This window comes from Phycicoccus sp. CSK15P-2, from assembly GCF_016888005.1.
Classification (GTDB): domain Bacteria; phylum Actinomycetota; class Actinomycetes; order Actinomycetales; family Dermatophilaceae; genus Phycicoccus.
The window spans coordinates 38211-63100 of the sequence record NZ_JAFDVE010000017.1 but is presented as its reverse complement, the minus strand read 5'-3'; the positions used below and the strand labels follow the sequence as shown (position 1 = coordinate 63100).

The window sequence follows — 24890 nt, the reverse complement described above, 5'->3', positions numbered from 1 at the left end:
CCGATGACGCCCTCCTCGAGCGACATCGGCTCCCGGAGGCTCGACCTGGCCGGCACTCGCGACTTCGCCGTCGCGGGTGCCGGCCCGGCGCGCCGGGAGGCGTTGGCGACCTTCAACCGGCAGTGGCTCGCCGAGGTGTGGCGGACCGCGATCGGTGGGGTCCGCCCCGAGGGGGTCGCCCTGGCCGCCGTCGGCAGCCTCGGACGGGCCGACGCGGGCCCGCTCAGTGACTACGACCTCGTTCTGCTGCACTCCGACCGCTCGCTCCCGACGAAGGAGATCACCGCGCTCGCCGAGCGCATCTGGTACCCGATCTGGGACGCCGGAGTGCGTCTCGACCACAGCGTCCGCACCGTGACGCAGTGCCGGCAGGTCGCCGCCGAGGACCTCACCGCCGCCGTCGGCCTGCTCGACCTCGCGCCGATCGCGGGGGACGCCGAGCTCGTCGCCGCGGCTCGTTCCACCGTCGCCCACGACTGGCGGGGCAACGCGCGCAAGCGGCTTCCCCAGCTCGTCGAGGCCCTGTCCTCCCGGCACGCCCGCCAGGGTGACCTCGCGCAGTCCATCGAACCCGAGCTCAAGGAGGCCCACGGGGGTCTGCGGGACATGACCGTCCTGCGTGCTCTCGCCGAGGCCTGGCTGGCCGACCGGCCGCACGGGGGTGTGGACGCAGCCCACGCGCTGCTGCTCGACGTCCGGGACGCCGTCCACGTCGTCACCGGCCGTGGCCGCGACCGCCTCGGTCGCGAGGACCACGACGCCGTCGCCGCGTTGCTCGGTCACCCGGACGGCGACGAGCTGCTCACGGCCGTCTCCGGTGCCGGCCGGACCATCGCCTACGCCCTGGACGGCACCGTGCGCCGGGCCGGCCAGTCCCAGCGGGCGCGCACCCTGCGGGTCGGTCCGCGCCGCCCGCAGATGACCCCGCTCGGCCACGGTCTGTTCTCGAGCGACGGCGAGGTCGTCCTCGGCACGCCGAGGCTCGCCGAGAGCGACGAGGGGATGGCCATGCGTGCCGGGGTCGTCGCGGCTCGCGCGGGCCTGCCGATCTCGCCGACGACCCTCGAGAACCTCGCCGCGGGAGCCCGGCCCATCCCGACCCCGTGGCCAGAACCCTTCCGGGACCTCCTCGGTGACCTCCTGGCCTCCGGCCCGGGACTCGTCACCGTGTGGGAGGGCCTGGACCAGGTCGGCCTCGTCGAGCAGTGGCTGCCCGAGTGGACAGCCGTGCGATCCCGTCCGCAGCGCAGCGCCGTGCACCGGCACACCGTCGACCGGCACCTCGTCGAGACCGTCGTCCGGGCGGCCGGCCTCGTCCGCAGGACCTCCCGCCCCGACCTCCTGCTCGCCTCGGCGCTGCTGCACGACATCGGGAAGGTCCGTGGCTCCCACGACCACTCCGTCACCGGGGCCGACATCGCCCGGACGGTCGTCGCCCGTTGGGGCTTCCCGGACCGCGATGTCGACACGCTCACGACACTCGTGCGCGAGCACCTCACCCTCATCGAGCTCGCCACCCGCCGCGACCACCAGGACCCCGCGACGGTCGACGCCGCGGTCGAGGCCGTCGGCGGGAACCGCGAGGTCTTCGAGATCCTGCTCGCGCTCACCGAGGCCGACGCCTCCGCCGCGGGGCCGATGGCCTGGACGGACTGGCGGGCGACGCTCCTGGAGCAGCTGGCCGTCGCGGTACGGGCCAGGCTCGACGCGCCGCGGCCGGCGGCCCGGCCGGTCGCCGGCGCCGCGACCGAGAGCACCTGGGCCGCGCCGACCCTCGACCCGGCGATCGTCGAGTCGGTCCGTGCCGGTCAGCCGGTCGTGACCGTCGTGTCGGGCGGAGGTTCGCACCGCCTCGACATCGTGGACCAGGACCGGGTGGGTCTCTTCGCGGACACCGCCGGGCTGCTGGCCGCCGAGGGCCACACCGTCCGGACCGCCATCCTGCGGACCGTCGACGGCGTGGCCATCGACGAGTGGCACGTCGAGTCCCCGAGCGGTGCGGTGCCCGACCCCGAGCGCATCGTCCGTGGTCTGGCCCGGCTCGCGCGGGGCGACCGCGGACCGCTGCAGACCCTCGACCGGCGCCGAGCCCACCTGCCGCGGCCGTCGGCCACCTCCGGGATCGGGTCGCCGGGTCAGGCCCGTGCGCTCGTCGTGCCGGGGGCCAGCGCCGAGGCGACCGTCCTCGAGGTACGCGCCCAGGACCGTCCGGGGCTGCTCCACGAGCTCGGGGCCGCGCTCGCGGGAGCCGGGGTGTCGGTGCGCTCGGCGCACATCGCCACCTACGCCGGGCAGACCCTCGACACCTTCTACCTCACCGGGGCCGACGGGATGCCGCTGCCGCCGGCGAAGGTGGCCCAGGCGGTGAGCATCGTCATCGACACCTGCGACGGCGTCAACCCCTCCTGAGACCCACCGGGGGAGACGGCGTCCGGTGTGTCGCCCTGCGGAGGGCCCGCCACCGACGTCCTGGAACGGGCCGCTGGTCAGTCCCGCAGCCGGGCCATCATCAGCCCGTCGACGTCGGTGCCGCGACTGCGGTTGAGCCGGCGCATGACGCCCTCGTGCTCGAAGCCGTAGCGCTCGTAGAGCCGGGCCGCGCGCGGGTTGTCCGCGAAGACGACGAGGGAGAGCCGGGTGAGGCTCAGCCAGTCGTCGGCGAGCTCGAGGACGGCGTCGAGCAGGGCCCGCCCGACGCCGCGACCCTCGTGGTCGGGATGCACGCACAGCATGTTGAGGTCGCCGACGTGGGCCGCGCGCGGGTGGCCCGGCGAGGTGATGAGCTCGGCGAAGCCGGCCACCGTCCCGTCGACCTCGGCGACGAGACGGTGTACGCCGGGGTCGGGAGAGAGCCGCTCCTTGGTCGTGTGGAGGGCCGCGTACGGCAGGCGCATCGTCCCCGCGATGACGGACCGGCTCGTGAGGATGGCGTGGACGGCCTCGTGGTCGTGCTCCTCGACGGCGCGGACGAGTGGTGCGGTCGGGGCGCTCGGCTTGGTCGGCATGGTCCGACAGCATGGCGGAGCGGCCACGCGGCGCTCAACGGGTTTGCGGGTCGGCAGTGGCGCCATCCGTCCGGGGCGGCCCGGCGCAGCCGTTAGGGTTGACCGGTGTTCACGAGCCTGTCCGACCGCCTGACCGAGACCTTCCGCAACCTGCGGACCAAGGGCCGCCTCAGCGAGTCCGACGTCAACAAGACGGTCCGCGACATCCGGCTCGCGCTGCTCGACGCCGACGTCGCGCTCCCGGTGGTCAAGACCTTCACGGCGAACGTCCGCGAGCGGGCGCTCGGGGCCGAGGTCAGCGAGGCGCTCAACCCGGCTCAGCAGGTCGTCAAGATCGTCAACGACGAGCTCGTCGCCATCCTCGGTGGTGAGACGCGCGGTATCCGCTTCGCCAAGCAGCCCCCGACCGTCGTCATGCTCGCCGGCCTCCAGGGGTCCGGCAAGACCACGCTCGCGGGCAAGCTCGGGTACTGGCTCAAGGAGCAGGGCCACACCCCGCTGCTCGTCGCGGCCGACCTCCAGCGCCCCAACGCCGTCACCCAGCTCGAGGTCGTCGGCGAGCGCGCCGGCGTCCCGGTCTTCGCGCCCGAGCGCGGCAACATGGCCGGCCACGACGTCGTCGGCGGGGACATCGAAGGCACCCGTTCGCACGGGGACCCGGTCGCGGTCTCCCGCGCCGGTATCGCGGAAGCGCGGGCCAGGCAGCACGACGTCGTCATCGTCGACACCGCCGGACGGCTCGCGGTCGACGAGGGCCTCATGCAGCAGGCCGCCGACATCCGCAGCGCGATCGAGCCGGACGAGGTGCTCTTCGTCATCGACGCGATGATCGGCCAGGCGGCCGTCGAGACCGCCGAGGCGTTCCTCGAGGGCGTCGGCCTCACCGGCGTCGTCCTCTCCAAGCTCGACGGCGACGCCCGCGGCGGCGCGGCGCTGTCGGTCGCCGAGGTCACCGGCCGGCCGATCATGTTCGCGTCCACCGGCGAGAACGTGAAGGACTTCGAGGTCTTCCACCCCGACCGGATGGCGTCGCGCATCCTCGACATGGGTGACGTCCTCACCCTCATCGAGCAGGCCGAGCGCGCCTTCGACCGCGCCCAGGCCGCCGAGATGGAACGCAAGTTCCTCGCGGCCGAGGACTTCACCTTCGACGACTTCCTCGAGCAGATGGCGGCCATCAAGAAGATGGGCTCGCTCAAGCAGCTGCTCGGGATGATGCCCGGGATGGGTCAGATGCGCGCCCAGCTCGACGCCTTCGACGAGCGCGAGTTCGACCGCGTCGAGGCCATGGTCCGCTCGATGACCCCGTTCGAGCGGAACCACCCCAAGCAGATCAACGGCTCGCGGCGGGCCCGTATCGCGAAGGGATCCGGGGTCACGACCTCCGAGGTCAACCAGCTCCTCGAGCGTTTCGGTGACGCGCAGAAGATGATGAAGCAGCTCGCCAAGGGTGGCGGCATCCCCGGCATGCCAGGGATGCCCGGGCCGGGCTCCGGGCCGGGCAAGCGTGGCGGCGGCAAGCAGCAGCAGCGCAAGAAGTCCAAGTCCGGCAACCCGGCGAAGCGCGCGGCCGAGGAGCGTGCCGCTCGCGAGCGGGCATCCCAGGCCCCCGCCTCCGGGTCGAGCTTCGGCGGCGCGGGAGGCGCCGGTGGCCTCGGCGATCTCGACCCCTCCCAGCTCGACCCGGCGCAGCTGCCGAAGGGCTTCGAGAAGTTCCTGGGCAAGTGAGCGCCTCGGCGCTTCTGATGCCGGCAGCCGGACGGGCCGGATACATCCGGGCCCGCCGCGAGGTCCCGTGCTGCAGGGCGCCGATCGCGTCGCACGGCTCGGTGTATCCCGCCCGGCGAGGCGTGGCCTGGCTGGCCGCCTGCGCGTGGGGACGGGGCGCGTGAGCGAGCCGCTGAACACTCTCTCGGTCGGCACGGACGGGCCGCGGGTCGCGTTCCTGCACGGGCTGTTCGGGCAGGGCCGCAACTGGGCGCAGATCGCCAAGGCGATCGCCGGCCCCGACGGTGCCGCTGCCCGGTGCCTGCTCGTCGACCTGCCCGACCACGGGCGCTCCCCGTGGTCGGACGAGCTCTCCTACCGCGGGTACGCCGATGCCGTGGCCGCGACGCTCGAGGCACAGGCGCCGGGGGAGCCGTGGGTCGTGGTCGGGCACAGCCTCGGCGGCAAGGTCGCGATGGTCCTGGCCCTGACGTACCCGGATGTCGTCGCGAGCCTCGTCGTCGTCGACATCGCGCCCACGGGGTACGGCAGCCTCGACCGGTTCACCGGCTACATCGACGAGATGCTCCGCCTGCCGCTCGACGAGCTGACGACCCGTGCCGACGCCGAGGAGCGGTTCGACGAGCCGGACCCCGGGGTCAAGGCGTTCCTCCTGCAGAACCTGCGCCGGCACGGCAGCGAGTGGTCCTGGCAGGTCAACCTCGACCTCGTCGCCGCGGACGCGGACCGTGGGAGTGGCTCGCGCATCGCGGGCTTCCCCGATCTCGGCGACGCCACGTGGGACGGGCCGGTCGTCTGGCTCGCGGGAGGTGAGTCGGAGTACGTCCGCGACGAGGACGTCCCGGCCATGCGCGCGCTGTTCCCGCGCACCCGTCTCGTGCGGGTCAACGGCGCGGCGCACTGGGTGCACACCGACGCCCCGGGCGTCGTCGTCGAGACCCTGCGACGCGTGCTCGGGTCCCTGCCGGGCCCCGACGCCGGCTAGTCCCGCGGACCGAACGGTGACCCCACGACGCCGAGCAGGCGCAACCGGTCGGCGGTCTCGGCGGTGGCCGCGGTGAAGACGAGCAGCGACTGGCTCTGGCCGGCGTCGAACAACGTGGTGCAGTAGACGTCCAGGACGCCGACCTCGGACACGAGTCGCTTGCGTTGCGAGTGCTTGTGCCGGACGTCGTGCCGCGCCCAGAGCTCGCGGAACTCGGCACTCTCGGCGTCCAGGGCGGTCACGACCTCGCCGGCCGACGACCCGTCGCCGTGTCGGGCGTAGGCCGCGCGGAGGTCGGCCACCATCTCGGCGCCACGCTGGTCGCGGTCCTCGGGAGGGTAGACCCGACGGGAAGCGGGTTCGGCGAACCAGCGGTAGACCGCGCTGGCGCGCATGCCCTCGTCGGACGAGCGGTCGCCGAAGATCGCCGCGGCGGGCGGCGTGACGGCGAGGCACTCCCCGGCGGGCCCCAGCACCATCGCGGGGGTGTCGGTCAGACGGTCCAGGATCCGCATGATCCCGGCGTCGACGTGGGGATGGCGACCGGCCCGGCTCGGCGTCGGGAAGCCGCCGAGCCGGAAGAGGTGGTCGCGTTCGTCGAGGCTGAGCCGTAGACCGCGTGCCAGCGCCGCGAGCATCGGCTCGCTCGGGTGCGGGCCGCGCTGCTGCTCCATCCGGCCGAGGTAGTCGGCGGACATCCCGGAGAGGGCGGCGACCTCCTCGCGGCGCAGTCCCTCGGTGCGGCGGCGGGCTCCGCGCGGCAGGCCGACGTCCTCCGGTTGCAGTGCCTCCCGGCGGGTCCGGAGGAAGTCGGCGAGCTGGGCGCGGTCGCCACGTGAGCCGGTCACCCGTCCATCCTGCCGGTCGGGGGGAGCCGCTGTCACAGCAGCATGCCGCCGGAGGCCTCGATGCGCTGGCCGGTGACCCAGCCCATCCGGTCCGAGGCGACTGCGGCGACGACGGACCCGATGTCCTCGGGCCGGCCGACGTGCCCCATGGCGATGACCTGGGCGAGCCCGGCGCGCATCTCCTCGCTGTCCCGCAGCCCGCCACCGCCGAAGTCGGTGGCCGTGGCGCCGGGTGCGACGGCGTTGACGGTGATCCGGCGCGGACCGAGGGCACCCGCGAGGTAGCGGGTCCAGACCTCGACGGCGCCCTTCGCCGCGCCGTACACCGCGTACTGGAACATGGTGCTGAACCGGGCGAGGCCACTCGAGGTGTTGACGATCCGCCCGCCGTCGACGAGGTGGGGCACGAGGGCGTCGGTGAGCAGGACGACCCCGGTGAAGTGCACGTCGAGCAGCGAGGTGACGTGTTCCTTGGTGATCTCGCCGAGGACGGTGTCACCGGAGTGGCCGGCGTTGTTGACGAGGATGTCGAGGTCGGTGCGGTGCCAGGTCTCCCGAAGGGTCGAGAGGAGCGTCTCGACGAAGGCGGGGATGCTCTCGTGGTCCGCGGTGTCGAGGTGGAGCGCGACGGCGCGACGCCCGAGGGCCTCGACCTCCTCGACGACGGTCCGTGCCTCGTCCGCGTGGCTGCGGTAGGTGAGGACGACGTCGACCCCGTCGCCGGCGAGGGCGAGCGCCTCCTCGCGGCCGAGTCCTCGGTTGGCCCCCGTGACGAGGGCGATCTTCCGGTGCTGGGTGCTGGTGTTCTCCGTCATGGCTCCAGCCTGCGGCGCCTCCGGCCGCGGATGAAGGCCGTCCTCGTCCGGGGACGGGTCGTCCCCGGCTACCCGATGTTGCGCTCGGCGCCGCCGCTAGGGTCGGGCCATGGCATCGGTGCTGCACCTCACGGGTCCCGTCCTCGTCGGCCGCGAGGAGGAACGCGCCGAGGCATGGGTCGTCGGTGGTCAGGTCACCTACGAGCGCCCGGTCGGCGACCACGACGTCACGACGCTCGAGGGATGGGTGCTGCCCGGCCTGGTCGACGCGCACTGCCATGTCGGTCTCGTGGCCACCGGGGCCACGGACGCCGAGACCGCCGAGGCGCAGGCGACGGCCGACCGCGACGCCGGGACCCTTCTCATCCGGGACGCCGGTTCGCCCTCCGACACGCGCTGGGTCGACGACCGCGCCGACCTGCCGAGGATCGTCCGGGCCGGCCGGCACATCGCGCGCACGAAGCGGTACATCCGGAACTTCGCCTGGGAGGTCGAGCCGGAGGACCTCGTCGAACGGGTGCGGCTCGAGGCCCGCGCCGGGGACGGATGGGTCAAGCTCGTCGGTGACTGGATCGACCGCGAGGAGGGCGACCTCACGCCGTGCTGGCCCGTCGACGTCCTCACCGAGGCCGTCGCCGCCGCGCACGAGGAGGGCGCCCGGGTCACGGCGCACTGCTTCGGCGAACAGAGCCTGCATGACTTCGCGGCGGCCGGCACCGACTGCATCGAGCACGCCACCGGCCTGGTGCCGGAGAGCATCGACGCCTTCGCCCGCCAGGGCATCGCCATCGTGCCGACGCTCGTCAACATCGACACGTTCCCCCAGATCGCCGAGCCCGCCCGGGAGAAGTTCCCCGACTACCACCGGCACATGCTCGACCTCCACGCCCGCCGCTACGAGACCGTCGCCGCCGCGCGCGAGGCCGGCATCCCCGTCTACGTCGGCACCGACGCGGGCGGCTCGCTGCCGCACGGGCTCGCGGGGGAGGAGGTCGAGCGGCTGACGCGCTGCGGGTTCACGGCGGTCGAGGCGCTGGACGCCGCGACGTGGGCGGCGCGGACGTGGCTCGACCGCCCGGGTCTCGACGAGGGGGCCGACGCCGATCTCGTCGTGTACGCCGCCGACCCGCGGGTGGACGTAGGAGTCCTCGCCCACCCGCGGGCCGTCGTGCTGCGTGGCGTCACCGTGTGACGGTGCGGCCGGTCCCCTCGGGCTCGGCGAGCTCGGCAAGCTCGGCGTCCACGGCGGCCTGCTCGGCGCGATGTGCCCGTACCGACCACGCGACGGCCCCGGCCCACACCGCGTAGAGCATCGCGTAGACGATCCAGCGGGTGCCCTCGCCGGCGTCCACCCACTCGCTCTTGAGCAGGGTGCGGGAGTTCGTGAGGACGATGACCCCGCCGACCGCCGAGCCGAGGACGCGCGGCGGCACGTGCCGGACGAGCCACGCGGCGACCGGTGCCGCGACGAGCCCGCCGGCGAGGAGAGCCAGCACCCAGGCGACGTCGACGCCGGCCGTGCCGAGGGCGAGCAGGAACCCGAGGCTCGCGGCGAGCGAGACGAGGAACTCCGAGGTGTCGACCGAGCCGACGACCTTGCGCGGCTCCATACGCCCGCTGGCGAGGAGCGCCGGGGTGCCGACCGGCCCCCAGCCACCCCCACCGGTGGCGTCGACGAAGCCGGCGAAGAGCCCGAGCGGGGCCAGGAAGCGACGCCGGAGCGGGTGCCCGAGCCGGTCGCGGCGCAGGCCCTTGACCGTGAAGCGGGTGAGGACGTACACGCCGAGGGTGAGCAGCACGAGCGACATGACCGGCGCCGCAACCGACGTGTCGAGCCCGGCGAGGAAGGTGGCACCGGCGAAGGACCCGACCGCACCGGGGATGCCGATGCGCAGCACGACCCGCCAGTCGACGTTCCCGAAGCGCCAGTGGGACGCCCCCGAGGCGAGGGTCGTCCCGATCTCGGCGAGGTGGACCGTCGCCGAGGCCGCGGCGGGGTTGGTGCCGATCGCGAGCAGGAGCGTGGTCGAGGTGACCCCGTACGCCATCCCGAGCGAGCCGTCGACGAGCTGCGCGCCGAGGCCGACGAGAGCGAGGAGGAGGAGCCTGCGCATCGTAAATCCTATCTAACTAGTAGGTATTTAATCTCTACTGTACGGGTAGGAATAAGATGAGTGCAAACCACGCCCCCTCGGACGGCCTGTCAGGATGGCGCCCGTGGACATCTCCGCCCGCACCGACTATGCCGTCCGGGCCATGCTCACGTTGGCCCGTGCCGCCGACGAGGAACGGGGCCCGGTGAGCGTCGACGCGCTCGCGACGGCCCAGGAGCTGCCGCGCAGGTTCCTCGAGGCGGTCGTCGCCGACCTGCGGTCCGCCGGCCTCGTCGAGAGCACCCGCGGAGCGCGCGGCGGTTACACGCTGTCGAGGCCGGCCGCCGAGGTCAGTGTGGGCGAGGTGTTCCGGGCCGTGTCCGGCCCTCTCGCGGAGGTGCGCGGGCTCCGGCCGCAGGACACCGCCTACACCGGTGTCGCCGAGCACCTCCCCGCCCTGTGGGTGGCCGTCCGGGCCGCGCTGCGCGACGTCCTCGACGCCACGACGCTGGCGGACGTCCTGTCGGGCCGGCTGCCGGAGCACGTCCGCCCCCTGCTCGACGCGCCCGACGCGTGGACCAACCGCTGACGGTCGTGGATTCGGCCGACGGGCCGGGCTCTGGCACAATGGCGGGCTGTACCCGTCCGGGCCCGCCGTCTTCCGAGGCACCGGACCGGACGCCTACACACCGAGTGTCGGTACCCCGCATGAACCCGTGCGGTCTCGCCGCGCTCACAACCGAACGGAGACCACACACGTGGCCGTCAAGATCCGTCTGAAGCGGATGGGCAAGATCCGCACCGCCATCTACCGCGTCGTCGTCATGGACTCCCGCACCAAGCGGGACGGCCGGGCGATCGAGGAGATCGGCAGGTACGACCCCAACCAGGAGCCCTCGCTCATCGAGATCGACATGGAGCGGGCCGACTACTGGGTCGGCCAGGGCGCCCAGCCGACCGAGGCCGTCGCCGCGCTCCTCAAGCACTACAAGGACGGCACCCTCAAGGTCGCCGAGCCGAAGCAGAGCAAGAAGGACCTGTACGAGGCCGCGGTCGCCGCCGCGGGCCGCGCGGACACCGACGGTGGCGCCGCCACCACCCCGCGGAAGAAGACCGCCAAGAAGGCCGCGGAGGAGACTCCCGCCGAGCAGGCTCCGGCTGCTGACGAGGCCCCGGCGGAGGCGCCGCAGGCCGAGGCCGCTCCGGCCGCCGACACCGACTCGGGCGAGGCCGCCGCGGAGTCCACGGACGCCGACGCCGACGCGGCGGACTCCGCCTCCGGCGAGGACAAGGCCTGACCGTGCTCGAGGAGGCGCTCGAGCACCTCGTCACCGGCATCGTCGACCACAAGGACGACGTGCAGGTCCGGCGCCGTGACAACCGTCGCGGCGAGGTCCTCGAGGTACGCGTGAACCCCGAGGACCTCGGCCGGGTCATCGGCCGCTCGGGCCGTACCGCCAGCGCGCTGCGCACCGTCATGGGTGCCCTCGCCGGTGGCCGCCCGGTCCGCATCGACATCGTCGACACCGACCGGGTCCGCTGACCCGCGTCCACCACGGCGGGGCGTGCCGGGAGGAGACTCCCCGGTGCGCCCCGCCGTCGTCGTCCCCGAGGAGGAGCCCGTGAGCGAGCGCACCGTCGTCGCCCGGATCGGCAAGCCGCACGGTCTGCGCGGTGAGGTCACCGTGCGGCTGCACACCGACGAGCCCGAGCGGCGGCTCGCCGACGGCGCCGTACTCGAGACCCGGGCCGAGCCGGGGTCCGGGGTGCCCCGCGAGCTGACCGTCCGCTCCACGCGCGTCCACCGTGGCATCTGGCTCGTCGCCTTCGCCGAGGTGCCGGACCGCACCGCCGCCGAGGGGCTGCGCGGCACCCGGCTCGTTCTCTCCGCCGACGGTCCACCGGTCGCCGACGAGGACGACCCCGACACCTTCACCGAGGAGGACCTCGTCGGCCTCGTCGTCCACGACCCCGGCGGCGCGCGTCTCGGCGAGGTGGCCGGGCTCGAGGTCGGTGCCGCCCAGGACCGGCTCGTCGTGCGCCTCGACGACGGCCGCGAAGGGCTCGTCCCGTTCGTCGCCGCCCTCGTCCCGGACGTGGACGTCGCCGGCGGTGGGCTCGTCCTCCAGGCACCCGACGGCCTGTTCGACCTCGAGGGCTGACCGTGCGCCTCGACGTCGTCACGATCTTCCCGGAGTACCTCGAGCCGCTGGAGCTGTCGCTCATCGGCCGGGCCCGGCGTGACGGCTTGCTCGACGTCCACGTCCACGACCTGCGCGGTTTCGCCCACGACCGCCACCGCACGGTCGACGACAGCCCGTTCGGTGGCGGCGCGGGGATGGTCATGAAGCCCGAGCCGTGGGCCGAGGCACTCGACCACGTCGTGGCCACGGGGACCGTGGAGGCCGCTCCGGTGCCGCACCTGCTCGTCCCCGGTCCGGGTGGCGTCCCCTTCGACCAGGCGATGGCGCACCGGCTGGCCGACGAGCCGTGGCTGGCCTTCGCCTGTGGTCGCTACGAGGGCATCGACGAGCGGGTCTACGAGCACGCCGCGGAGCGGATGCCCGTCACGGTCGTCTCACTCGGCGACTACGTGCTCAACGGTGGCGAGGTCGCGGTCCTCGCCATGGTCGAGGCCGTCGCGCGGCTGCTGCCGGGCGTCGTCGGCAACGCCGAGTCGCTCCTCGAGGAGTCGCACGAGGGCGGCCTGCTCGAGTACCCGGTGTACACCCGCCCCGCAGCCTGGGACGACGACGGCACGGTGCGTGAGGTACCTCCGGTCCTCCTCTCCGGGAACCACACGGACATCGAGCGGTGGCGGCACGCGCAGCGCGTCGCCCGCACGGTCGCTCGCCGCCCGGACCTCGCGGCCGCCTCCGCCGGTGTCGAGGGGCTCGACGACCTCGACGTCCGGCCCGCCGTGCCCGCCGACGTGCCGGAGCTGCACGTTCTCCAGCTCGCCTGCTGGGTGCCCGAGGCCCAGCGTGCTCGCAGCTGGGAGATCCCGGCGCACGTCGAGTCCCTCGAGGACGTGGCCCGCGGGCTCACCGAGTGGACGACGTGGGTCGCCCGGCTGCCCTCCGCCGGCACGGCACCGGGGCGACTGGTCGGGGCGGTCCGCGGGCGGGTTCGCGCCGGCGACGCGGCCGTCTGGGAGACGGGGCGGCTCATGGTCGCGCCCGACCTGCGCGGACGTGGGCTGGGCCGAGCCCTGCTCGCCCTCGCCGAGGCCGGCGCACCCGGGTCGGTCACGACGTTCTGGGTCAACACCGCCCTGGTCAGTGAGGCGAACATCCGCCGGTACAAGCGCGCCGGTTACCGGCTCGTCCCCGGCGAGGGCACCTTCCCCGGCACCGTCGACCTCACCAGACGCCGCCGCTGACTCGCGACCGGGCTCGGTGCGGGGTCAGGGCCGCAGGGCTGCCCGTAGGTCGTCGGGCAGGAGCAGGGCCCGTCCGATGAGCCGCTCGGCGACGGTGGCCGTGACGGTCTGTGCGGCCATGATCCCGACGAGCACGAGCACCTGGGCGGCCGCCGCCTGCGCCGGCGTCCCGCCACCCAACAGGACCCCGACGAAGGCGCCCGGCAGGGTGACCACCCCCGCGGTCCGGACCTGGTCCAGCCCAGGGACGAGCGCCTCCGGCACGCGGCGGTGGACGATCTCCTCGACCGCCTGGGCCCGGGTCAGGCCGAGGGAGAGTGCCGCCTCGTACTGTCCGTGCTCGTCCCGCAGGGCCGAGAAGGCGCGGCGGCAGACGAGCGTGTGCCCGTTCATCGTGTTGCCGGCGATGATCCCGACGACCGGGATGAGCGCCAGGCCGGTCGGGGGGACGGTGCGCGTGGCGAGCACCACGACGACGACCGGCAGCAGCCCCGCGAGCATCGCCGTCGTCGCCCACGGCCAGGCGCCCCGCGCGTCCACCCGTCCGGTGGTCGTGAGGACGGCGACACCGAACATCACGCACAGGAGGAGGACCGAGAGGAGCAGCGAACGGACGACCGCCGTGATGACCACGGCGGCCACACCGAGCTGCCCGACGGCGCGGGCGGCGGCCAGGGCCGGTGACGCCGGATCCGGCAGCCGGCCGACGACGTACCCGCCGACGGTGACGCCCAGCAGGAGGAGGACGGCGAGGACGACGGGGATCCCGGGGTCGATCGTCACGGCGGCAGGATAGGGCCGGCCGCCGACGCCGCACGATTTCGCCGGGGTGGCCCACCTCTGGCAGACTTGAGCGCTGCGTCCCGCCGACGAACGGCCCCCGCCGCAGGGGGAGTGCCCGGACCTCCGGTCCGACCCAGGCATGTGGCCCGGTGACGACGCCGCGAACGACATCAGAGCAGTACCGAGAACCGCGGATGACCTGTGGCAGCCCGCGAGAAAGCGATTCGTCATGCAGCGTTTCGACGAGCTCGACCGCGCGTCGATCAAGACCGACGTCCCGGACTTCCGCGCCGGCGACACCGTCAAGGTCCACGTCAAGGTCGTCGAGGGCACCCGCTCGCGTATCCAGGTCTTCCAGGGCGTGGTCATCCGCCGCCACGGTGGTGGCGTCGGAGAGACCTTCACCGTCCGCAAGGTCTCCTTCGGCGTCGGTGTCGAGCGGACCTTCCCGCTGCACACCCCGATCATCGACAAGATCGAGGTCGTGACGCGCGGTGACGTCCGCCGGGCCAAGCTCTACTACCTGCGCGACCTGCGCGGGAAGGCCGCGAAGATCCGCGAGAAGCGCGAGACCCCGGCCAACGCCTGATCCGGACCACCCGCCGGGCCGCCGTCGACAGGCCGGGGGGTTACCCTCGACGCGATGACGGCACCAGCCCGCACCGACCCGGTGCCCACCGACCGCGTGGGTGCCGGGTCGCGGCGTTCGCCGGTGGTCCCGGCCCTCGTCGTAGGGCTCGTCGTCGCCAGCCTCGTCCGGGGTCTCCTCCTGGAGACCTACCACGTCCCGTCGGCCGTCCAGGTGCCGACCGTAGAGCCGGGAGACCGCGTGCTCGTCCTCAGAACCGACCGCGACGCCCGCGCCGGTGACCTCGCCCTCGTCGAGGCCACCGACGGCGCCGCACGGCTCGTGCCCTCCCGGGACGTCCGCGGCGAGGCAGCCGGCTCGGTGGTCCTGCGCTACTGGCCCCCTTCGCGGGTCGGCCGCGTCGTGGCCCCGACCACCTCCGCGCTCCCGTGAGCGCCCCCGAACGCACCCGAGAGGGCACGGACGGGTCGGACGGGTCGGGAGGCTCCGCCGCGCTGCGCTGGCTCGGGGCGGCCGTCAAGGAGACCGTCCTGGTCCTCGTCATGGCGATGGTGCTCTCCTTCGTCGTCAAGACCTGGTTCCTCCAGGCCTTCTACATCCCGTCCGGCTCCATGGAGACCACGCTCCTCGTCGGGGACCGGGTCGTCGTCTCCAAGCTCACGCCGTCGCCCGTCGACCTCCACCACGGGGACGTGGTCGTGTTCGAGGACCCGGACGACTGGCTCGGTGGGCTCCCGCAGGAGGAGGCCGAGACCCGTACGGGCGCCACCAAGGCGCTCCACGACGCGCTCGTGTTCGTCGGGGTGCTGCCCAGTGAGTCCGAGGACCACCTCATCAAGCGGGTCATCGGGCTGCCCGGCGATCACGTCGTGTGCTGCGACGACGACCGGCGGATCACGGTCAACGACGAGCCGATCGAGGAGCCCTACGTCCACGACGGCGACGTCGCGAGCTCGATGCCCTTCGACATCACCGTGCCCGCGGGCAAGGTGTGGGTCATGGGCGACCACCGGTCGGACAGCGAGGACTCGCGGTTCCACGACCCCGACGGGACGGGGGAGCAGGGCTCGGTACCGGTCGACCGGATCACCGGGCGCGCCGTCGCCGTCGTCTGGCCGTTCTCCCGCCTCGCCTGGCTCTCCGACCACGAGACGACGTTCGCCGACGTGCCGTCGGCTGCCGCGTCACCGTGAGCCGGGCGGCCCGGTCGCGCGCGCCGAACCTGCGGGTCGAGCGTGCCCTGCAGCGGGACGGACACCGGGTCCTCGCCGGCATGGACGAGGTCGGCCGGGGCGCCCTCGCCGGTCCGGTCACCGTCGGCGTCTGCGTCATCGACGAGACCTGCCGCACCGCGCCGCAGGGCGTGCGGGACTCCAAGCTCCTCCAGCCGCAGGCGCGCGAGGCGATGGTGCCGCGCATCGAACGGTGGGCCCTCTGTCACGCCGTGGGGCACGCGAGCGCGGCGGAGATCGACACGGTCGGGATCATGGCGGCGCTGCGGCTCGCCGGGATGCGCGCCCTCGCAGCCTGTGGCGTGCGGCCGGACCTGGTCATCCTCGACGGCAACCACGACTGGCTCACGGCCCCCGAGGACGTCGGGCTGCTCGCCTTCGCGCACGAGGACGAGGTGCCCACGCCCCCCGTGACCACCATGGTCAAGGCCGACCTCCGCTGTTCCTCGGTGGCCGCCGCCAGCGTGCTGGCGAAGGTCGAGCGGGACGCGATCATGGTCGGGCTCGGCGCCGAGGACGGCGAGCATGCGGCCTACGGGTGGACAGGCAACAAGGGCTACGCCGCTCCGGAGCACCTCGACGCGCTGCGGGCCCACGGTCCGTCGGTGTGGCACCGGCGCTCGTGGCGGCTGCCGGGTTCGATGGACGATGATGGGTTGGTGACGCAGATGCCGGTGGGAGAGCGATGAGCTCGGAGGATCTCGAGAAGTACGAGAGCGAGGCGGAGCTCGCGCTGTACCGCGAGTACCGCGACGTCGTCGGGCTGTTCAGCCACGTCGTCGAGACCGAGCGGCGGTTCTACCTGTGCAACAGCGTCGACGTGAAGGTCCGCAGCGACGGCGGCGAGGTGTTCTTCGACGTCACGATGCACGATGCCTGGGTGTGGGACATCTATCGCCCGGCGCGCTTCGCCAAGACCGTGCGGGTCGTGACCTTCAAGGACGTCAACGTCGAGGAGCTCGCCAAGAGCGACCTCGAGCTGCCCAAAGGCGACTTCTGACCCCGACCTCCTGACCCCGACCTCCTGACACCGCCGCCGTCCACAGCCGGCGCCTCCGACGCGATCTTCCCACCCGGCCGTGTCCGGGCCGTTGTTCCGTCGACGCCCGTGCGCTTCGCCCCTCGCGGGTGCGGAAGCGTCCGACGACCGCTCCTGCACCCCCGTCCGGCGCATCGGTGCGCCCGGGACGGGCGGACGACACCGACGGGCGCCCCGGGGGGTAGATGTACAGGTCGGACCGTGGTCGGGTGGTCCCGCTGTATCCCGCCCGTTGTCGGCGGGCTCGGATGCTCCCGGCCGCTGCGGCACGGCGCCGCCCGGACGACGGTTCGTCCACAGCCGGCGCCTCCGACGCGGTCGTCCACAGGCCGGGCCCGGCACGTGGCGCCCCTCACCCCCGGTCGGCTTCGCTCGACCCATGGGCACGGACACGACACGGCAGCCACCTGACCGGGCAACGCTCGGTCGGTACGGGGAGACGCTCGCAGCGCGGTACCTGCGTGACCGAGGGCTCGAGGTCCTGGAGCGCAACTGGCGGTGCGAGCACGGCGAGATCGACATCGTCGCGCGGGATGGCGCATGCCTCGTGGTCTGCGAGGTCAAGACCCGGCGGGGGACGGCGTACGGCGACCCCGTCGAGGCCGTGACGGTCGCCAAGGCACTCCGGCTGCGCCGTCTCGCCGCGGCCTACGTGGCGGCACGGGGGGTACGGCCCGAGCAGGTGCGGGTCGACGTCGTGGGCGTCCTCTGCGTCCGGGGCCGGGTCCCCGAGGTCCGGCACGTCGTGGGGGTGGGCTCGTGACGCTCGGGCTGGCCCGGACGCGGTCGGTCTCCCTCACGGGCATCGACGGGATGCTCGTCGACGTCGAGGCCCACGTCGCGCAGGGGCTGCCCGCGTTCACCGTCGGCGGGCTGCCCGACGCCGCGTGCGCCCAGGCGCCGGACCGGGTCCGGGCTGCCGCGGCGACGGTGGGTGCCGCCGTGCCGCCGCACCGGGTCACCGTCAACCTCTCCCCGGCGTCGGTGCCGAAGCACGGCTCGGGCTTCGACCTCGCCATCGCCGTCGCGGTGCTCGCAGCATCCGGGGCCGTGGACCGGCGGGTCGCGGAGGACGTGATGCATCTGGGGGAGCTGGCGCTCGACGGCCGGCTGCGTGGCGTCCGGGGCGTGCTGCCGGCGGTCCTGGCCGCGAGCCGGGCCGGGGTCCGCCACGTCGTCGTCCCGGACGAGAACCTGGCCGAGGCGCAGCTCGTCGACGGTGTGGCCGTCCACTCCGCGTCGTCGCTGGCCGAGGTCGTCGCCTGGTACCGCGAGGTGACCGCCCCGGACGCGCTCCCCGAGCCGCCGCGCCGCGAGCCGCCGGTGGACGGTCCGGTCCGAGGTGCGGACCTGGCCGACGTGGTCGGGCAGCCCGAGGCCCGTGCCGCGCTCGAGCTCTCCGCGGCCGGGGCGCACCACCTCTTCATGACGGGTCCACCGGGTGTCGGCAAGACGATGCTCGCGGAGCGTCTCGTCACCGTCCTGCCCCGGCTGACCCGGGAGGAGGCCCTCGAGGTGCACGCGGTGCGCTCGCTCGTGGCACCGGTGGGGGAGGTCGCCGCACTCGACCCGTCCCCGCCGTTCGTCGCGCCACACCACAGCACCTCGATGGCGGCACTCACCGGTGGTGGCAGCGGCCTGGTCCTCCCGGGTGCGGTCTCCCGCGCACACCGAGGCGTCCTCTTCCTCGATGAGGCCGCCGAGTTCCGGCCGAGCGTGCTCCAGGGGCTGCGCCAGCCGCTCGAGTCCGGGGAGGTCGTCATCGCCCGGGCCCGACACGTCGTCCGGTACCCGGCCCGGGTGCTCCTCGTGCTCGCGGCCAACCCCTGCCCGTGCGGCCGGGCCTACGGCAAAGGGTTGGACTGCACGTGCTCCCCGAGGGACCTGCGCACGTATGCGAGCCGGCTCAGCGGCCCGCTCATGGACCGGGTCGACCTCCAGGTCCACGTTCCGCCCGTGCGACGGGCGGCCTTCGCCGACGAGACCGCGGAGCCGAGCAGCGTGGTCGCGGGTCGGGTGGCGCAGGCCCGCGCGGTCCAGGAGGAGCGATGGTCCGCCGGAGGGTGGCAGGTCAACGGTCTCGTGCCGGGGCATGTGCTGCGCCGTGCACCGTTCCGTCTTCCGGGGGCCGCGACGGCCGTCATCGACCGCGCCCTCGACCACGGTCGGCTCACCCTGCGCGGGTACGACCGCGTGCTACGGGTCGCGTGGTCCTCCGCGGACCTCGCCGGGAGGGCCGCGCCCACCCGCGACGACGTCGTCACCGGCCTGTCGCTGCGCCGCGGCGAGGCGGTGGCGGCATGACGGGCGTGCTCCGCACCGTGGGGCGGCTCGAGGACGACGACCGCTGGGCGCGCGCCGCGCTGTCCTTCCTCGTGGAACCACGCAACGGCGTGATCCGGGACCTGCTCGCCGAGCACGGCGGCGCCGGGGCCCTGGCGGCCCTCCGGGAGCGCCGTGCCGGTTCGGCCGCCGAGCTATACGTCCGGCTGCCCAGGCTCGACCTCGACGGCCTCGTCGCCGACGTCGCGCGCATCGGGGCGCAGGTCCTCGTGCCCGGGGACGACCGCTGGCCACCCGGACTCGATCGCCTGAAGCATCCGCCGTACTGCCTGTTCGTCGGCGGCGAGGCGGACCTCGCGTCGCTGACGGCGAGGTCGGTCTCCGTCGTCGGTTCGCGGGCGGCCACGGCGTACGGCCGTCGGGTGGCGGCCGAGCTCGGGGAGGAGCTCGGCGAGCGCGGGTGGACGGTGGTCAGCGGCGCCGCCTACGGGATCGACGTCGCGGCCCACCGCGGTGCCCTCGCCGCGGGTGCGCCGACGGTCGCCGTGCTGGCCTGCGGAGTGGACGTCGCCTACCCCCGGGCCCACGAGCGCGACCTGACGCGGATCGCCGAGTCCGGTGCGGTTGTCAGCGAGGTGCCGCCCGGGTCGCCGCCGTACCGCGGTCGGTTCCTCGCCCGCAACCGGCTGATCGCCGCGATGTCCCGGACCACGGTCGTCGTCGAGGCCGGGCTGCGCTCGGGGTCGCTCGTCACCGCGCGGGACGCCCTCGAGTGCCATCTGCCCGTGGGAGCGGTACCCGGTCCGGTGACCAGCGTGGCATCGGCCGGGTGCCACCGTCTGCTGCGCGACACCGAGGCCGTCCTCGTGACCGACGTCGACGACGTGCTGGACCTCGCCGCGCCCATCGGGGAGGGGCCGGACGTCGAGCGGCGCGCTCCGCGGCGGCCCACCGACGACCTCGACCCTCTCGAGCACACCGTGTGGTCCGTGGCCCCGATGCGCCGTCGGTGCACACCCGACCGGCTCGCGGAGCTCGCCGGCGTGGACCCCGCCAAGGTGCCCGGGGCACTCGCCGTGCTCGAGGCGCTCGGGCTCGTCGAGTCGGGGCCGGGGGGCTACCGGAAGAAGAGCGCAATGTGATGTACATCACGCCTTCGTGCCGGACGAACGGCCGACATGTCGACGAATCCGTTGCGCCTGGTAGCGCGTGGTGCCAACGTTGTCATGTGAGCGCTGTGCATCCCCAGGCACTCGACGCGTTCGAGCGCCACCTGCGCGTGGAACGAGGGCGGTCCGACCACACCGTCCGTGCCTACGTGCGCGACGTCGGGACCTTCCTCGGTGCCGTCGGGGCCGAGGACGACGCCGGCCTGCGCTCCATCACCCTCGCCGACCTGCGCGCCTGGCTCGGCCAGGTCGCGCGCGCGGGTGCGGCGCGCGCCACCGTCGCCCGCACGTCGGCCTCGCTGCGCACGTTCTTCGGGTGGTGTGAGCGCACCGGGCGCATGGACGCCGACCCGTCGCTGCGGCTCGCAGCGCCCCGCCGCCAACGCACACTGCCCCCCGTGCTCGGCGAGCGGTCGGCCGTCGGTCTCCTCCAGGTCGCGGCCGTCGCGGCGGACGACGCCGACCCCGTACACCTGCGCGACCGTGCGGCGCTGGAGCTGCTCTACGCCACGGGCATCCGGGTCGGGGAGCTCGTCGGCCTCGACGTCGACGACGTCGACCTCGACCAGTGCGTCCTGCGGGTCGTCGGCAAGGGCGACAAGGAGCGGCGCGTCCCCTTCGGGGTCCCGGCCCGCGACGCGGTGCGCACCTGGCTCGCCGAGGGCCGTCCGGCACTCGCCGTGGCCGGCAGCGGTCCGGCCCTCCTCCTCGGGCGCCGCGGACGCCGGGCGGACCAGCGGCAGATCCGTGACGTCGTACACCGCTTGGTGGCCCACGTCCCCGACGCGCCCGACATCGGGCCGCACGGCCTGCGCCACAGCGCGGCGACCCACCTCCTCGAAGGTGGCGCCGACCTCCGGATGGTCCAGGAGCTCCTCGGCCACGCCTCGCTGGCCACGACCCAGATCTACACGCACGTCTCCGTCGACCGCCTGAAGCACTCCTACGCGCAAGCCCATCCCCGTGCCTGACCTGCCATGACGACGCCCGACCCCGCGCACCGCGACCCCGCGAGTCCCGACCTCGTGGGAGCGCAGGACGCGGACGGCGAGTCCGACGCGGACATCAGCGAGTGGGTGTCCGAGGTACGTCGCCTGTACGTCGAGCCCAAGCGGCGCGCCGACGTCAAGCGTGGCGGACCGGCTGCCCGGCCCGTCGAACGCCGGTCCTCGGGCCCTCGGCGGGGGACCCCGAGCGGCGGTGCCGACCCCGCCGGTCCCGAGGACTCCACGGCGCCCGATGCGGGCCCGACGGTGGTGCGGCGCTCCGACCGGCACCGGGCGAGGCCGCCTGCCGAGCGTCGCGTGCGGCAGTCCGATGCCCGTCGGCCTCCACGCCACGTCGAGAGCCGCGCCACCCCGCCGGTGGAGCAGCGCGCCGAGCGTGCAGCCGCGACACCCGAGGGCCTGGCGCCGGCACGCTTCGACAACGCCGACCTCCCGGGCACCCGGGCCCATTCCCGCGCCGCTGCGCGCGGGGGCGGCCAGGCCCGTACCTCCCGCCGGCGCCGGATGTCGGTGGCGGCCGCGCTCGCCATCCTCGTGGTCATCGCGACGACCTGGATCGTGGTGCACCGCTCGGGGCCGGTCTCGGCGGCCGAGCCGGACGGCCCGCCGTCGGCGGCCCACCCCACGGCGGTCGTTGCGGTGGTCGACGGCGCCGGTGCCGGCTGACCCGGGCAGTCACCGCGCCGTGAGGGGGAGCAGCCGGACCCGGCCCCCCGCCAGCAGCGGGTACGGGTCGAGGTAGTCCCGGCCGCGTACCGCGCCGAGGTGCAGGCAGCTGTCGGGGGCACAGTGGCTCGACGTCCCGACCCCCACCGTTCCCAGGGGCTGCCCCGCGACGACCGTCTCGCCGTGTCCCACCGTGCCGACCACCGGCTCGTAGGTGCTGCGCAGCCCGTCCGCGTGACGCACGGTGACGGTGCCCCGCCCCGCGAGGACACCCACGTGCGTCACCACCCCTCCCTCCACGGCCCTGACCGTCGCGCCGACGGGCGAGCGCAGGTCGAGCCCGCGGTGGCCGGCGCCGTACCGGGTACGTGGAGCGACGAAGGACCGGGCCACGGAGGGGCGCGGCGCCAGGGGCCACCGCCAGCGCGGCCGGACCGGACTCGCCTCCCCGGACGACCTCACACCCGAGGCCACCGGTGGACCGCCGGGACGCACCGAGGTGACGCTGCCGGCGAGCGCTCCGGGTCCGTCGGCGGCGTCCCCGGGACCGCCGCCGAGGGGAGCACTCGACCGTGCCGGTGCCGTCGCCCCCACGACCCGGCCGTCCGCGGCGGCGCCCGGGACCGGGCCCGCGGCGGGTGCGAGGGACATGGCCGCGACCACCGCGCCCGCGAGGGTGGCCAGGGCAAGGACGGGGCGCAGCGCCGGGAGAGCCATGGCACCACCGTGTGCCGGGCCGCGCCGGCCGGCCAGGGCGGCCGGGAGCCCTGTGGACGGGGACCGGACGACGCGCTCCTGTGGACGACGGTCAGAACGCGGCGCGCAGCCGCCGTACCCCTTCGTCGAGGACCTCCGGGCGCTTGCAGAAGGCGAGACGCACGAGCGAGCGGCCGGCCCGCGCGTCGTCGTAGAACGCGGATGCCGGGACGCCGACCACCCCCGCGCGTTCCGGCAGCTCGAGGCAGAACGACACGGCGTCCTCGACGCCCAGCGGAGCGGCGTCGGCGACGACGAAGTACCCGCCCTGCGGGACTGGGACCTCGAAACCGACGTCGCGCAGCCCCGCGACCAGGCGGTCACGTCGGTCCTGGAGGGATGCCGCCAGCCCGGTGAAGACCTCGTCCGGCAGACCCAGCCCGTGCGCGACGGCCGGCTGGAACGGGCCGCTGCCGACGAAGGTGAGGAACTGCTTGACCGCGCGGGCCGCGGCCACCGCCTCCGCCGGGCCGGTCATCCAGCCGACCTTCCAGCCCGTCGTCGAGAACGTCTTCCCGCCGGAGGAGATCGTCACGGTGCGCTCGGCCATCCCCGGCAGGGTCGCGAGCGGGACGTGCCGCAGCCCGTCGAAGACGAGGTGCTCGTAGACCTCGTCGGTGACGACCCAGGTGTCGTGCTCACGCGCCAGCTCGGCGACGAGCTCGAGCTCCTCCCTGCTGAACACCTTCCCCGTCGGGTTGTGCGGGGAGTTGAGCAGGACGAGCCGGGTGCGCGCGGAGAAGGCGGCCCGCAGCGACGCCTCGTCGACCGAGAGGTCGGGGAAGCGCAGCAGCGAGGTGCGCCGCACCCCACCGGCCATGGCGATGTTCGCGGCGTAGCTGTCGTAGTACGGCTCGAACGTCACGACCTCGTCCCCGGGCCGCACGAGCGCGAGGACCGCCGCGGCGAGCGCCTCGGTGGCCCCCACCGTGACGAGGACCTCCGTGTCGGGGTCGGGGCGCAGCCCGTAGAACCGCTCCTGGTGGGCGGAGACGGCCTGCCGGAGCTCGGGGACGCCGATCCCGGGCGGGTACTGGTTGCGGCCCGACCGGATGGCCTCGACCGCCGCCTCCAGCACCTCCGGCGGTCCGTCGGTGTCCGGGAAGCCCTGCCCGAGGTTCACCGCGTCGAGGTCGACGGCCAGCTGTGTCATCGTCGCGAAGATCGTGGTGCCGAACGGGGCCATGGCGGGGTGGCCGGGGGAGGAGGGCATGGTCGCAGGCTATGCGGCGGCGCCCGCGCACGCGACGACGTCTCCGGGAGCCCACACGGCCGCTGTCCGATTTCCACTGAGGCACCCCCTCCACGTACGATGTCCGCTGGTTCTCGTGTGCTCGCACACGGTGCCGAAAATTCGCGCGTCACCTTCCTGCGACGAGGTCTCCTCCGAGCAGGGCGCACCACGGCAGTGACGGACACGGCCTTCGCGGCCGGGCCGTCCGGGGTGCGTCAGGACGCCAGGCAGGTGGGCCCACCCTCCGGGGCTCGGGCACCACCGACGTAACTGACAACCACACAGCACAAGGAGAACGACGATGGCCGTCGTCACCATGCGCCAGCTCCTCGAGAGCGGCGTCCACTTCGGGCACCAGACCCGTCGCTGGAACCCCAAGATGAAGCGCTTCATCATGACGGAGCGCAACGGCATCTACATCATCGACCTGCAGCAGTCGGTGACGTACATCAACAACGCCTACGAGTTCGTCAAGGAGACCGTGGCCCACGGCGGCACGATCCTCTTCGTCGGCACCAAGCGTCAGGCACAGGAGCCCGTCGCCGAGCAGGCGACCCGGGTCGGGATGCCGTACGTCAACCACCGCTGGCTCGGCGGCATGCTCACGAACTTCCAGACCATCTCCAAGCGCCTCACGCGCCTCAAGGAGCTCGAGGAGATCGACTTCGACGACGTCGCCGGCAGCGGCCGCACGAAGAAGGAGCTCCTCATGATGAGCCGTGAGAAGGAGAAGCTCGAGAAGACGCTCGGCGGCATCCGGTCGATGACCAAGGTCCCGTCCGCGGTCTGGGTCGTCGACACCAAGAAGGAGCACCTCGCCGTCGACGAGGCCCGCAAGCTCGGCCTGCCGGTCATCGCGATCCTCGACACGAACTGCGACCCCGACGAGGTCGACTACAAGATCCCGGGCAACGACGACGCCATCCGCTCGGTCACCCTCCTGACCCGGGTCATCGCCGACGCCGTCGCCGAGGGCCTCATCGCCCGCTCCGGTGGCCAGGCCGCCTCCGGCGAGGAGACCCAGGCCGAGGAGCCGCTCGCCGAGTGGGAGCGCGAGCTCCTCGCCGGTGACGCAGAGCAGGCCGCCGAGGCCGTCGCGCCCGAGGCCGGCCAGACCGCCGCCGCGGACGCGCCGGAGGCCGCCGAGTCCGCCGTCACGGAGCCCGCCGCGGCGACCGAGGTCCCGGCGCAGAGCGAGGCTCCCGCCGAGACCGCGACCGAGGCCCCGGCCGAGCAGTCCTGACCCGTGCCCCGGGTGGAGGCGGGCCCCGGCCAG

27 protein-coding genes are annotated in these 24890 nt (G+C 74.0%); 20 read left to right on the top strand and 7 right to left on the bottom strand.

The annotated features are described in order from the left end of the window. Positions 1–3: 3 nt before the first annotated feature. Positions 4–2409 carry a [protein-PII] uridylyltransferase gene (locus JQN72_RS10965; protein WP_204135226.1) on the top strand — a complete coding sequence of 802 codons (2406 nt, stop codon included), beginning with the start codon at positions 4–6 and terminating at the stop codon, positions 2407–2409. 77 nt (positions 2410–2486) lie between these two features. Here JQN72_RS10965 and JQN72_RS10960 read toward each other — a convergent pair whose 3' ends face one another. Continuing rightward, positions 2487–3005, bottom strand: a complete 519-nt coding sequence (locus JQN72_RS10960; protein WP_204135225.1) for a GNAT family N-acetyltransferase — start codon at positions 3003–3005, stop codon at positions 2487–2489. 105 nt (positions 3006–3110) lie between these two features. Here JQN72_RS10960 and ffh point away from each other — a divergent pair, with 105 nt between their 5' ends. Together ffh and JQN72_RS10950 are read left to right on the top strand one after the other, a co-directional pair. Then, the gene (ffh, locus tag JQN72_RS10955; RefSeq protein ID WP_204135224.1) at positions 3111–4733 is read left to right on the top strand and encodes a signal recognition particle protein; all 1623 of its coding nucleotides are present in this window, start codon (positions 3111–3113) and stop codon (positions 4731–4733) included. 160 nt (positions 4734–4893) lie between these two features. Further along, positions 4894–5718, top strand: coding sequence for an alpha/beta fold hydrolase (locus tag JQN72_RS10950; RefSeq protein WP_204135223.1), 825 nt, complete (start codon positions 4894–4896; stop codon positions 5716–5718). Here JQN72_RS10950 and JQN72_RS10945 read toward each other — a convergent pair. Further along, positions 5715–6566, bottom strand: coding sequence for a helix-turn-helix transcriptional regulator (locus tag JQN72_RS10945; protein WP_204135222.1), 852 nt, complete (start codon positions 6564–6566; stop codon positions 5715–5717). The genes JQN72_RS10950 and JQN72_RS10945 overlap by 4 nt on opposite strands. A gap of 32 nt (positions 6567–6598) precedes the next feature. Beyond that, positions 6599–7381 carry an SDR family NAD(P)-dependent oxidoreductase gene (locus tag JQN72_RS10940; RefSeq protein WP_204135221.1) on the bottom strand — a complete coding sequence of 261 codons (783 nt, stop codon included), beginning with the start codon at positions 7379–7381 and terminating at the stop codon, positions 6599–6601. 109 nt (positions 7382–7490) lie between these two features. On the opposite strand from JQN72_RS10940, the gene JQN72_RS10935 reads away from it, so the two are divergent. Next, positions 7491–8573 (top strand): amidohydrolase family protein, encoded by a 1083-nt coding sequence (locus JQN72_RS10935; protein ID WP_204135220.1) that lies wholly within the window; start codon positions 7491–7493, stop codon positions 8571–8573. On the opposite strand, the gene JQN72_RS10930 is transcribed toward JQN72_RS10935, so the two are convergent. Further along, positions 8563–9495: a sulfite exporter TauE/SafE family protein gene (locus tag JQN72_RS10930; RefSeq protein ID WP_204135219.1), complete on the bottom strand. Its 933-nt coding sequence runs from the start codon at positions 9493–9495 to the stop codon at positions 8563–8565. The genes JQN72_RS10935 and JQN72_RS10930 overlap by 11 nt on opposite strands. A gap of 94 nt (positions 9496–9589) precedes the next feature. Between JQN72_RS10930 and JQN72_RS10925 the strand changes: the two genes are divergently transcribed. The 5 genes from JQN72_RS10925 to trmD all read left to right on the top strand — a co-directional run bounded on the left by JQN72_RS10925 (position 9590) and on the right by trmD (position 12856). Further along, complete coding sequence (locus JQN72_RS10925; protein ID WP_239100500.1) at positions 9590–10063, top strand: Rrf2 family transcriptional regulator; 474 nt, start codon at positions 9590–9592, stop codon at positions 10061–10063. 169 nt (positions 10064–10232) lie between these two features. Beyond that, positions 10233–10772 (top strand): 30S ribosomal protein S16, encoded by a 540-nt coding sequence (rpsP, locus tag JQN72_RS10920; RefSeq protein WP_204135217.1) that lies wholly within the window; start codon positions 10233–10235, stop codon positions 10770–10772. A gap of 2 nt (positions 10773–10774) precedes the next feature. Further along, entirely contained in the window at positions 10775–11017 is a 243-nt protein-coding gene (locus tag JQN72_RS10915) for an RNA-binding protein (RefSeq protein ID WP_204135216.1), read from the top strand. A 43-nt stretch (positions 11018–11060) separates the two neighbouring features. Beyond that, positions 11061–11636, top strand: coding sequence for a ribosome maturation factor RimM (rimM, locus tag JQN72_RS10910; protein ID WP_307812622.1), 576 nt, complete (start codon positions 11061–11063; stop codon positions 11634–11636). A gap of 2 nt (positions 11637–11638) precedes the next feature. Beyond that, entirely contained in the window at positions 11639–12856 is a 1218-nt protein-coding gene (gene trmD, locus JQN72_RS10905) for a tRNA (guanosine(37)-N1)-methyltransferase TrmD (protein WP_204135215.1), read from the top strand. Between the two features lie 24 nt (positions 12857–12880). Here the strand turns inward: trmD and JQN72_RS10900 are convergent, their stop codons facing one another. Further along, positions 12881–13639, bottom strand: a complete 759-nt coding sequence (locus tag JQN72_RS10900; protein WP_204135214.1) for an ABC transporter permease — start codon at positions 13637–13639, stop codon at positions 12881–12883. A gap of 229 nt (positions 13640–13868) precedes the next feature. Here JQN72_RS10900 and rplS point away from each other — a divergent pair, with 229 nt between their 5' ends. From rplS to JQN72_RS10850, 10 genes are all read left to right on the top strand, one after another. Further along, on the top strand, positions 13869–14228 hold the full coding sequence (gene rplS / locus JQN72_RS10895) for a 50S ribosomal protein L19 (protein ID WP_204135213.1): 360 nt from the start codon (positions 13869–13871) through the stop codon (positions 14226–14228). A 54-nt stretch (positions 14229–14282) separates the two neighbouring features. After that, positions 14283–14660, top strand: a complete 378-nt coding sequence (locus JQN72_RS10890; protein WP_204135212.1) for a hypothetical protein — start codon at positions 14283–14285, stop codon at positions 14658–14660. Then, positions 14657–15421, top strand: a complete 765-nt coding sequence (lepB, locus tag JQN72_RS10885; protein WP_307812619.1) for a signal peptidase I — start codon at positions 14657–14659, stop codon at positions 15419–15421. Before JQN72_RS10890 ends, lepB begins: the two co-directional genes overlap by 4 nt. After that, positions 15418–16149, top strand: a complete 732-nt coding sequence (locus JQN72_RS10880; protein ID WP_307812617.1) for a ribonuclease HII — start codon at positions 15418–15420, stop codon at positions 16147–16149. Before lepB ends, JQN72_RS10880 begins: the two co-directional genes overlap by 4 nt. Continuing rightward, entirely contained in the window at positions 16146–16460 is a 315-nt protein-coding gene (locus JQN72_RS10875; protein ID WP_204135211.1) for a DUF2469 domain-containing protein, read from the top strand. Before JQN72_RS10880 ends, JQN72_RS10875 begins: the two co-directional genes overlap by 4 nt. Before the next feature lie 418 nt (positions 16461–16878). Next, positions 16879–17262 carry a YraN family protein gene (locus tag JQN72_RS10870; protein ID WP_204135210.1) on the top strand — a complete coding sequence of 128 codons (384 nt, stop codon included), beginning with the start codon at positions 16879–16881 and terminating at the stop codon, positions 17260–17262. Next, complete coding sequence (locus tag JQN72_RS10865; RefSeq protein WP_204135209.1) at positions 17259–18803, top strand: YifB family Mg chelatase-like AAA ATPase; 1545 nt, start codon at positions 17259–17261, stop codon at positions 18801–18803. The genes JQN72_RS10870 and JQN72_RS10865 overlap by 4 nt, the downstream gene beginning before the upstream one ends. Beyond that, positions 18800–19924 carry a DNA-processing protein DprA gene (gene dprA / locus JQN72_RS10860; protein ID WP_204135208.1) on the top strand — a complete coding sequence of 375 codons (1125 nt, stop codon included), beginning with the start codon at positions 18800–18802 and terminating at the stop codon, positions 19922–19924. Before JQN72_RS10865 ends, dprA begins: the two co-directional genes overlap by 4 nt. A gap of 86 nt (positions 19925–20010) precedes the next feature. Further along, positions 20011–20922: a tyrosine recombinase XerC gene (locus JQN72_RS10855; RefSeq protein WP_307812615.1), complete on the top strand. Its 912-nt coding sequence runs from the start codon at positions 20011–20013 to the stop codon at positions 20920–20922. Positions 20923–20928: 6 nt separating this feature from the next. Further along, a complete protein-coding gene (locus JQN72_RS10850) occupies positions 20929–21624 on the top strand; it encodes a hypothetical protein (protein WP_204135206.1) in 696 nt (231 codons plus the stop codon). A gap of 9 nt (positions 21625–21633) precedes the next feature. Here JQN72_RS10850 and JQN72_RS10845 read toward each other — a convergent pair whose 3' ends face one another. Then, positions 21634–22341, bottom strand: a complete 708-nt coding sequence (locus tag JQN72_RS10845; RefSeq protein WP_239100499.1) for a murein hydrolase activator EnvC — start codon at positions 22339–22341, stop codon at positions 21634–21636. 91 nt (positions 22342–22432) lie between these two features. Beyond that, positions 22433–23593: a pyridoxal phosphate-dependent aminotransferase gene (locus tag JQN72_RS10840; protein ID WP_239100498.1), complete on the bottom strand. Its 1161-nt coding sequence runs from the start codon at positions 23591–23593 to the stop codon at positions 22433–22435. A gap of 322 nt (positions 23594–23915) precedes the next feature. On the opposite strand from JQN72_RS10840, the gene rpsB reads away from it, so the two are divergent. After that, a complete protein-coding gene (gene rpsB, locus JQN72_RS10835; protein ID WP_204135205.1) occupies positions 23916–24857 on the top strand; it encodes a 30S ribosomal protein S2 in 942 nt (313 codons plus the stop codon). The last annotated feature ends 33 nt before the right edge of the window (positions 24858–24890 follow it).

Coding starts and splice junctions, on each gene's coding strand:
- JQN72_RS10965 (WP_204135226.1), top strand. CDS start 4: ATGACGCCCTCCTCGAGCGACATCGGCTCCCGGAGGCTCGACCTGGCC.
- JQN72_RS10960 (WP_204135225.1), bottom strand. CDS start 3,005: ATGCCGACCAAGCCGAGCGCCCCGACCGCACCACTCGTCCGCGCCGTC.
- JQN72_RS10940 (WP_204135221.1), bottom strand. CDS start 7,381: ATGACGGAGAACACCAGCACCCAGCACCGGAAGATCGCCCTCGTCACG.
- JQN72_RS10935 (WP_204135220.1), top strand. CDS start 7,491: ATGGCATCGGTGCTGCACCTCACGGGTCCCGTCCTCGTCGGCCGCGAG.
- JQN72_RS10930 (WP_204135219.1), bottom strand. CDS start 9,495: ATGCGCAGGCTCCTCCTCCTCGCTCTCGTCGGCCTCGGCGCGCAGCTC.
- JQN72_RS10925 (WP_239100500.1), top strand. CDS start 9,590: ATGGCGCCCGTGGACATCTCCGCCCGCACCGACTATGCCGTCCGGGCC.
- rplS (WP_204135213.1), top strand. CDS start 13,869: ATGCAGCGTTTCGACGAGCTCGACCGCGCGTCGATCAAGACCGACGTC.
- JQN72_RS10890 (WP_204135212.1), top strand. CDS start 14,283: ATGACGGCACCAGCCCGCACCGACCCGGTGCCCACCGACCGCGTGGGT.
- JQN72_RS10875 (WP_204135211.1), top strand. CDS start 16,146: ATGAGCTCGGAGGATCTCGAGAAGTACGAGAGCGAGGCGGAGCTCGCG.
- JQN72_RS10870 (WP_204135210.1), top strand. CDS start 16,879: ATGGGCACGGACACGACACGGCAGCCACCTGACCGGGCAACGCTCGGT.
- dprA (WP_204135208.1), top strand. CDS start 18,800: ATGACGGGCGTGCTCCGCACCGTGGGGCGGCTCGAGGACGACGACCGC.
- JQN72_RS10850 (WP_204135206.1), top strand. CDS start 20,929: ATGACGACGCCCGACCCCGCGCACCGCGACCCCGCGAGTCCCGACCTC.
- JQN72_RS10845 (WP_239100499.1), bottom strand. CDS start 22,341: ATGGCTCTCCCGGCGCTGCGCCCCGTCCTTGCCCTGGCCACCCTCGCG.
- JQN72_RS10840 (WP_239100498.1), bottom strand. CDS start 23,593: ATGCCCTCCTCCCCCGGCCACCCCGCCATGGCCCCGTTCGGCACCACG.
- rpsB (WP_204135205.1), top strand. CDS start 23,916: ATGGCCGTCGTCACCATGCGCCAGCTCCTCGAGAGCGGCGTCCACTTC.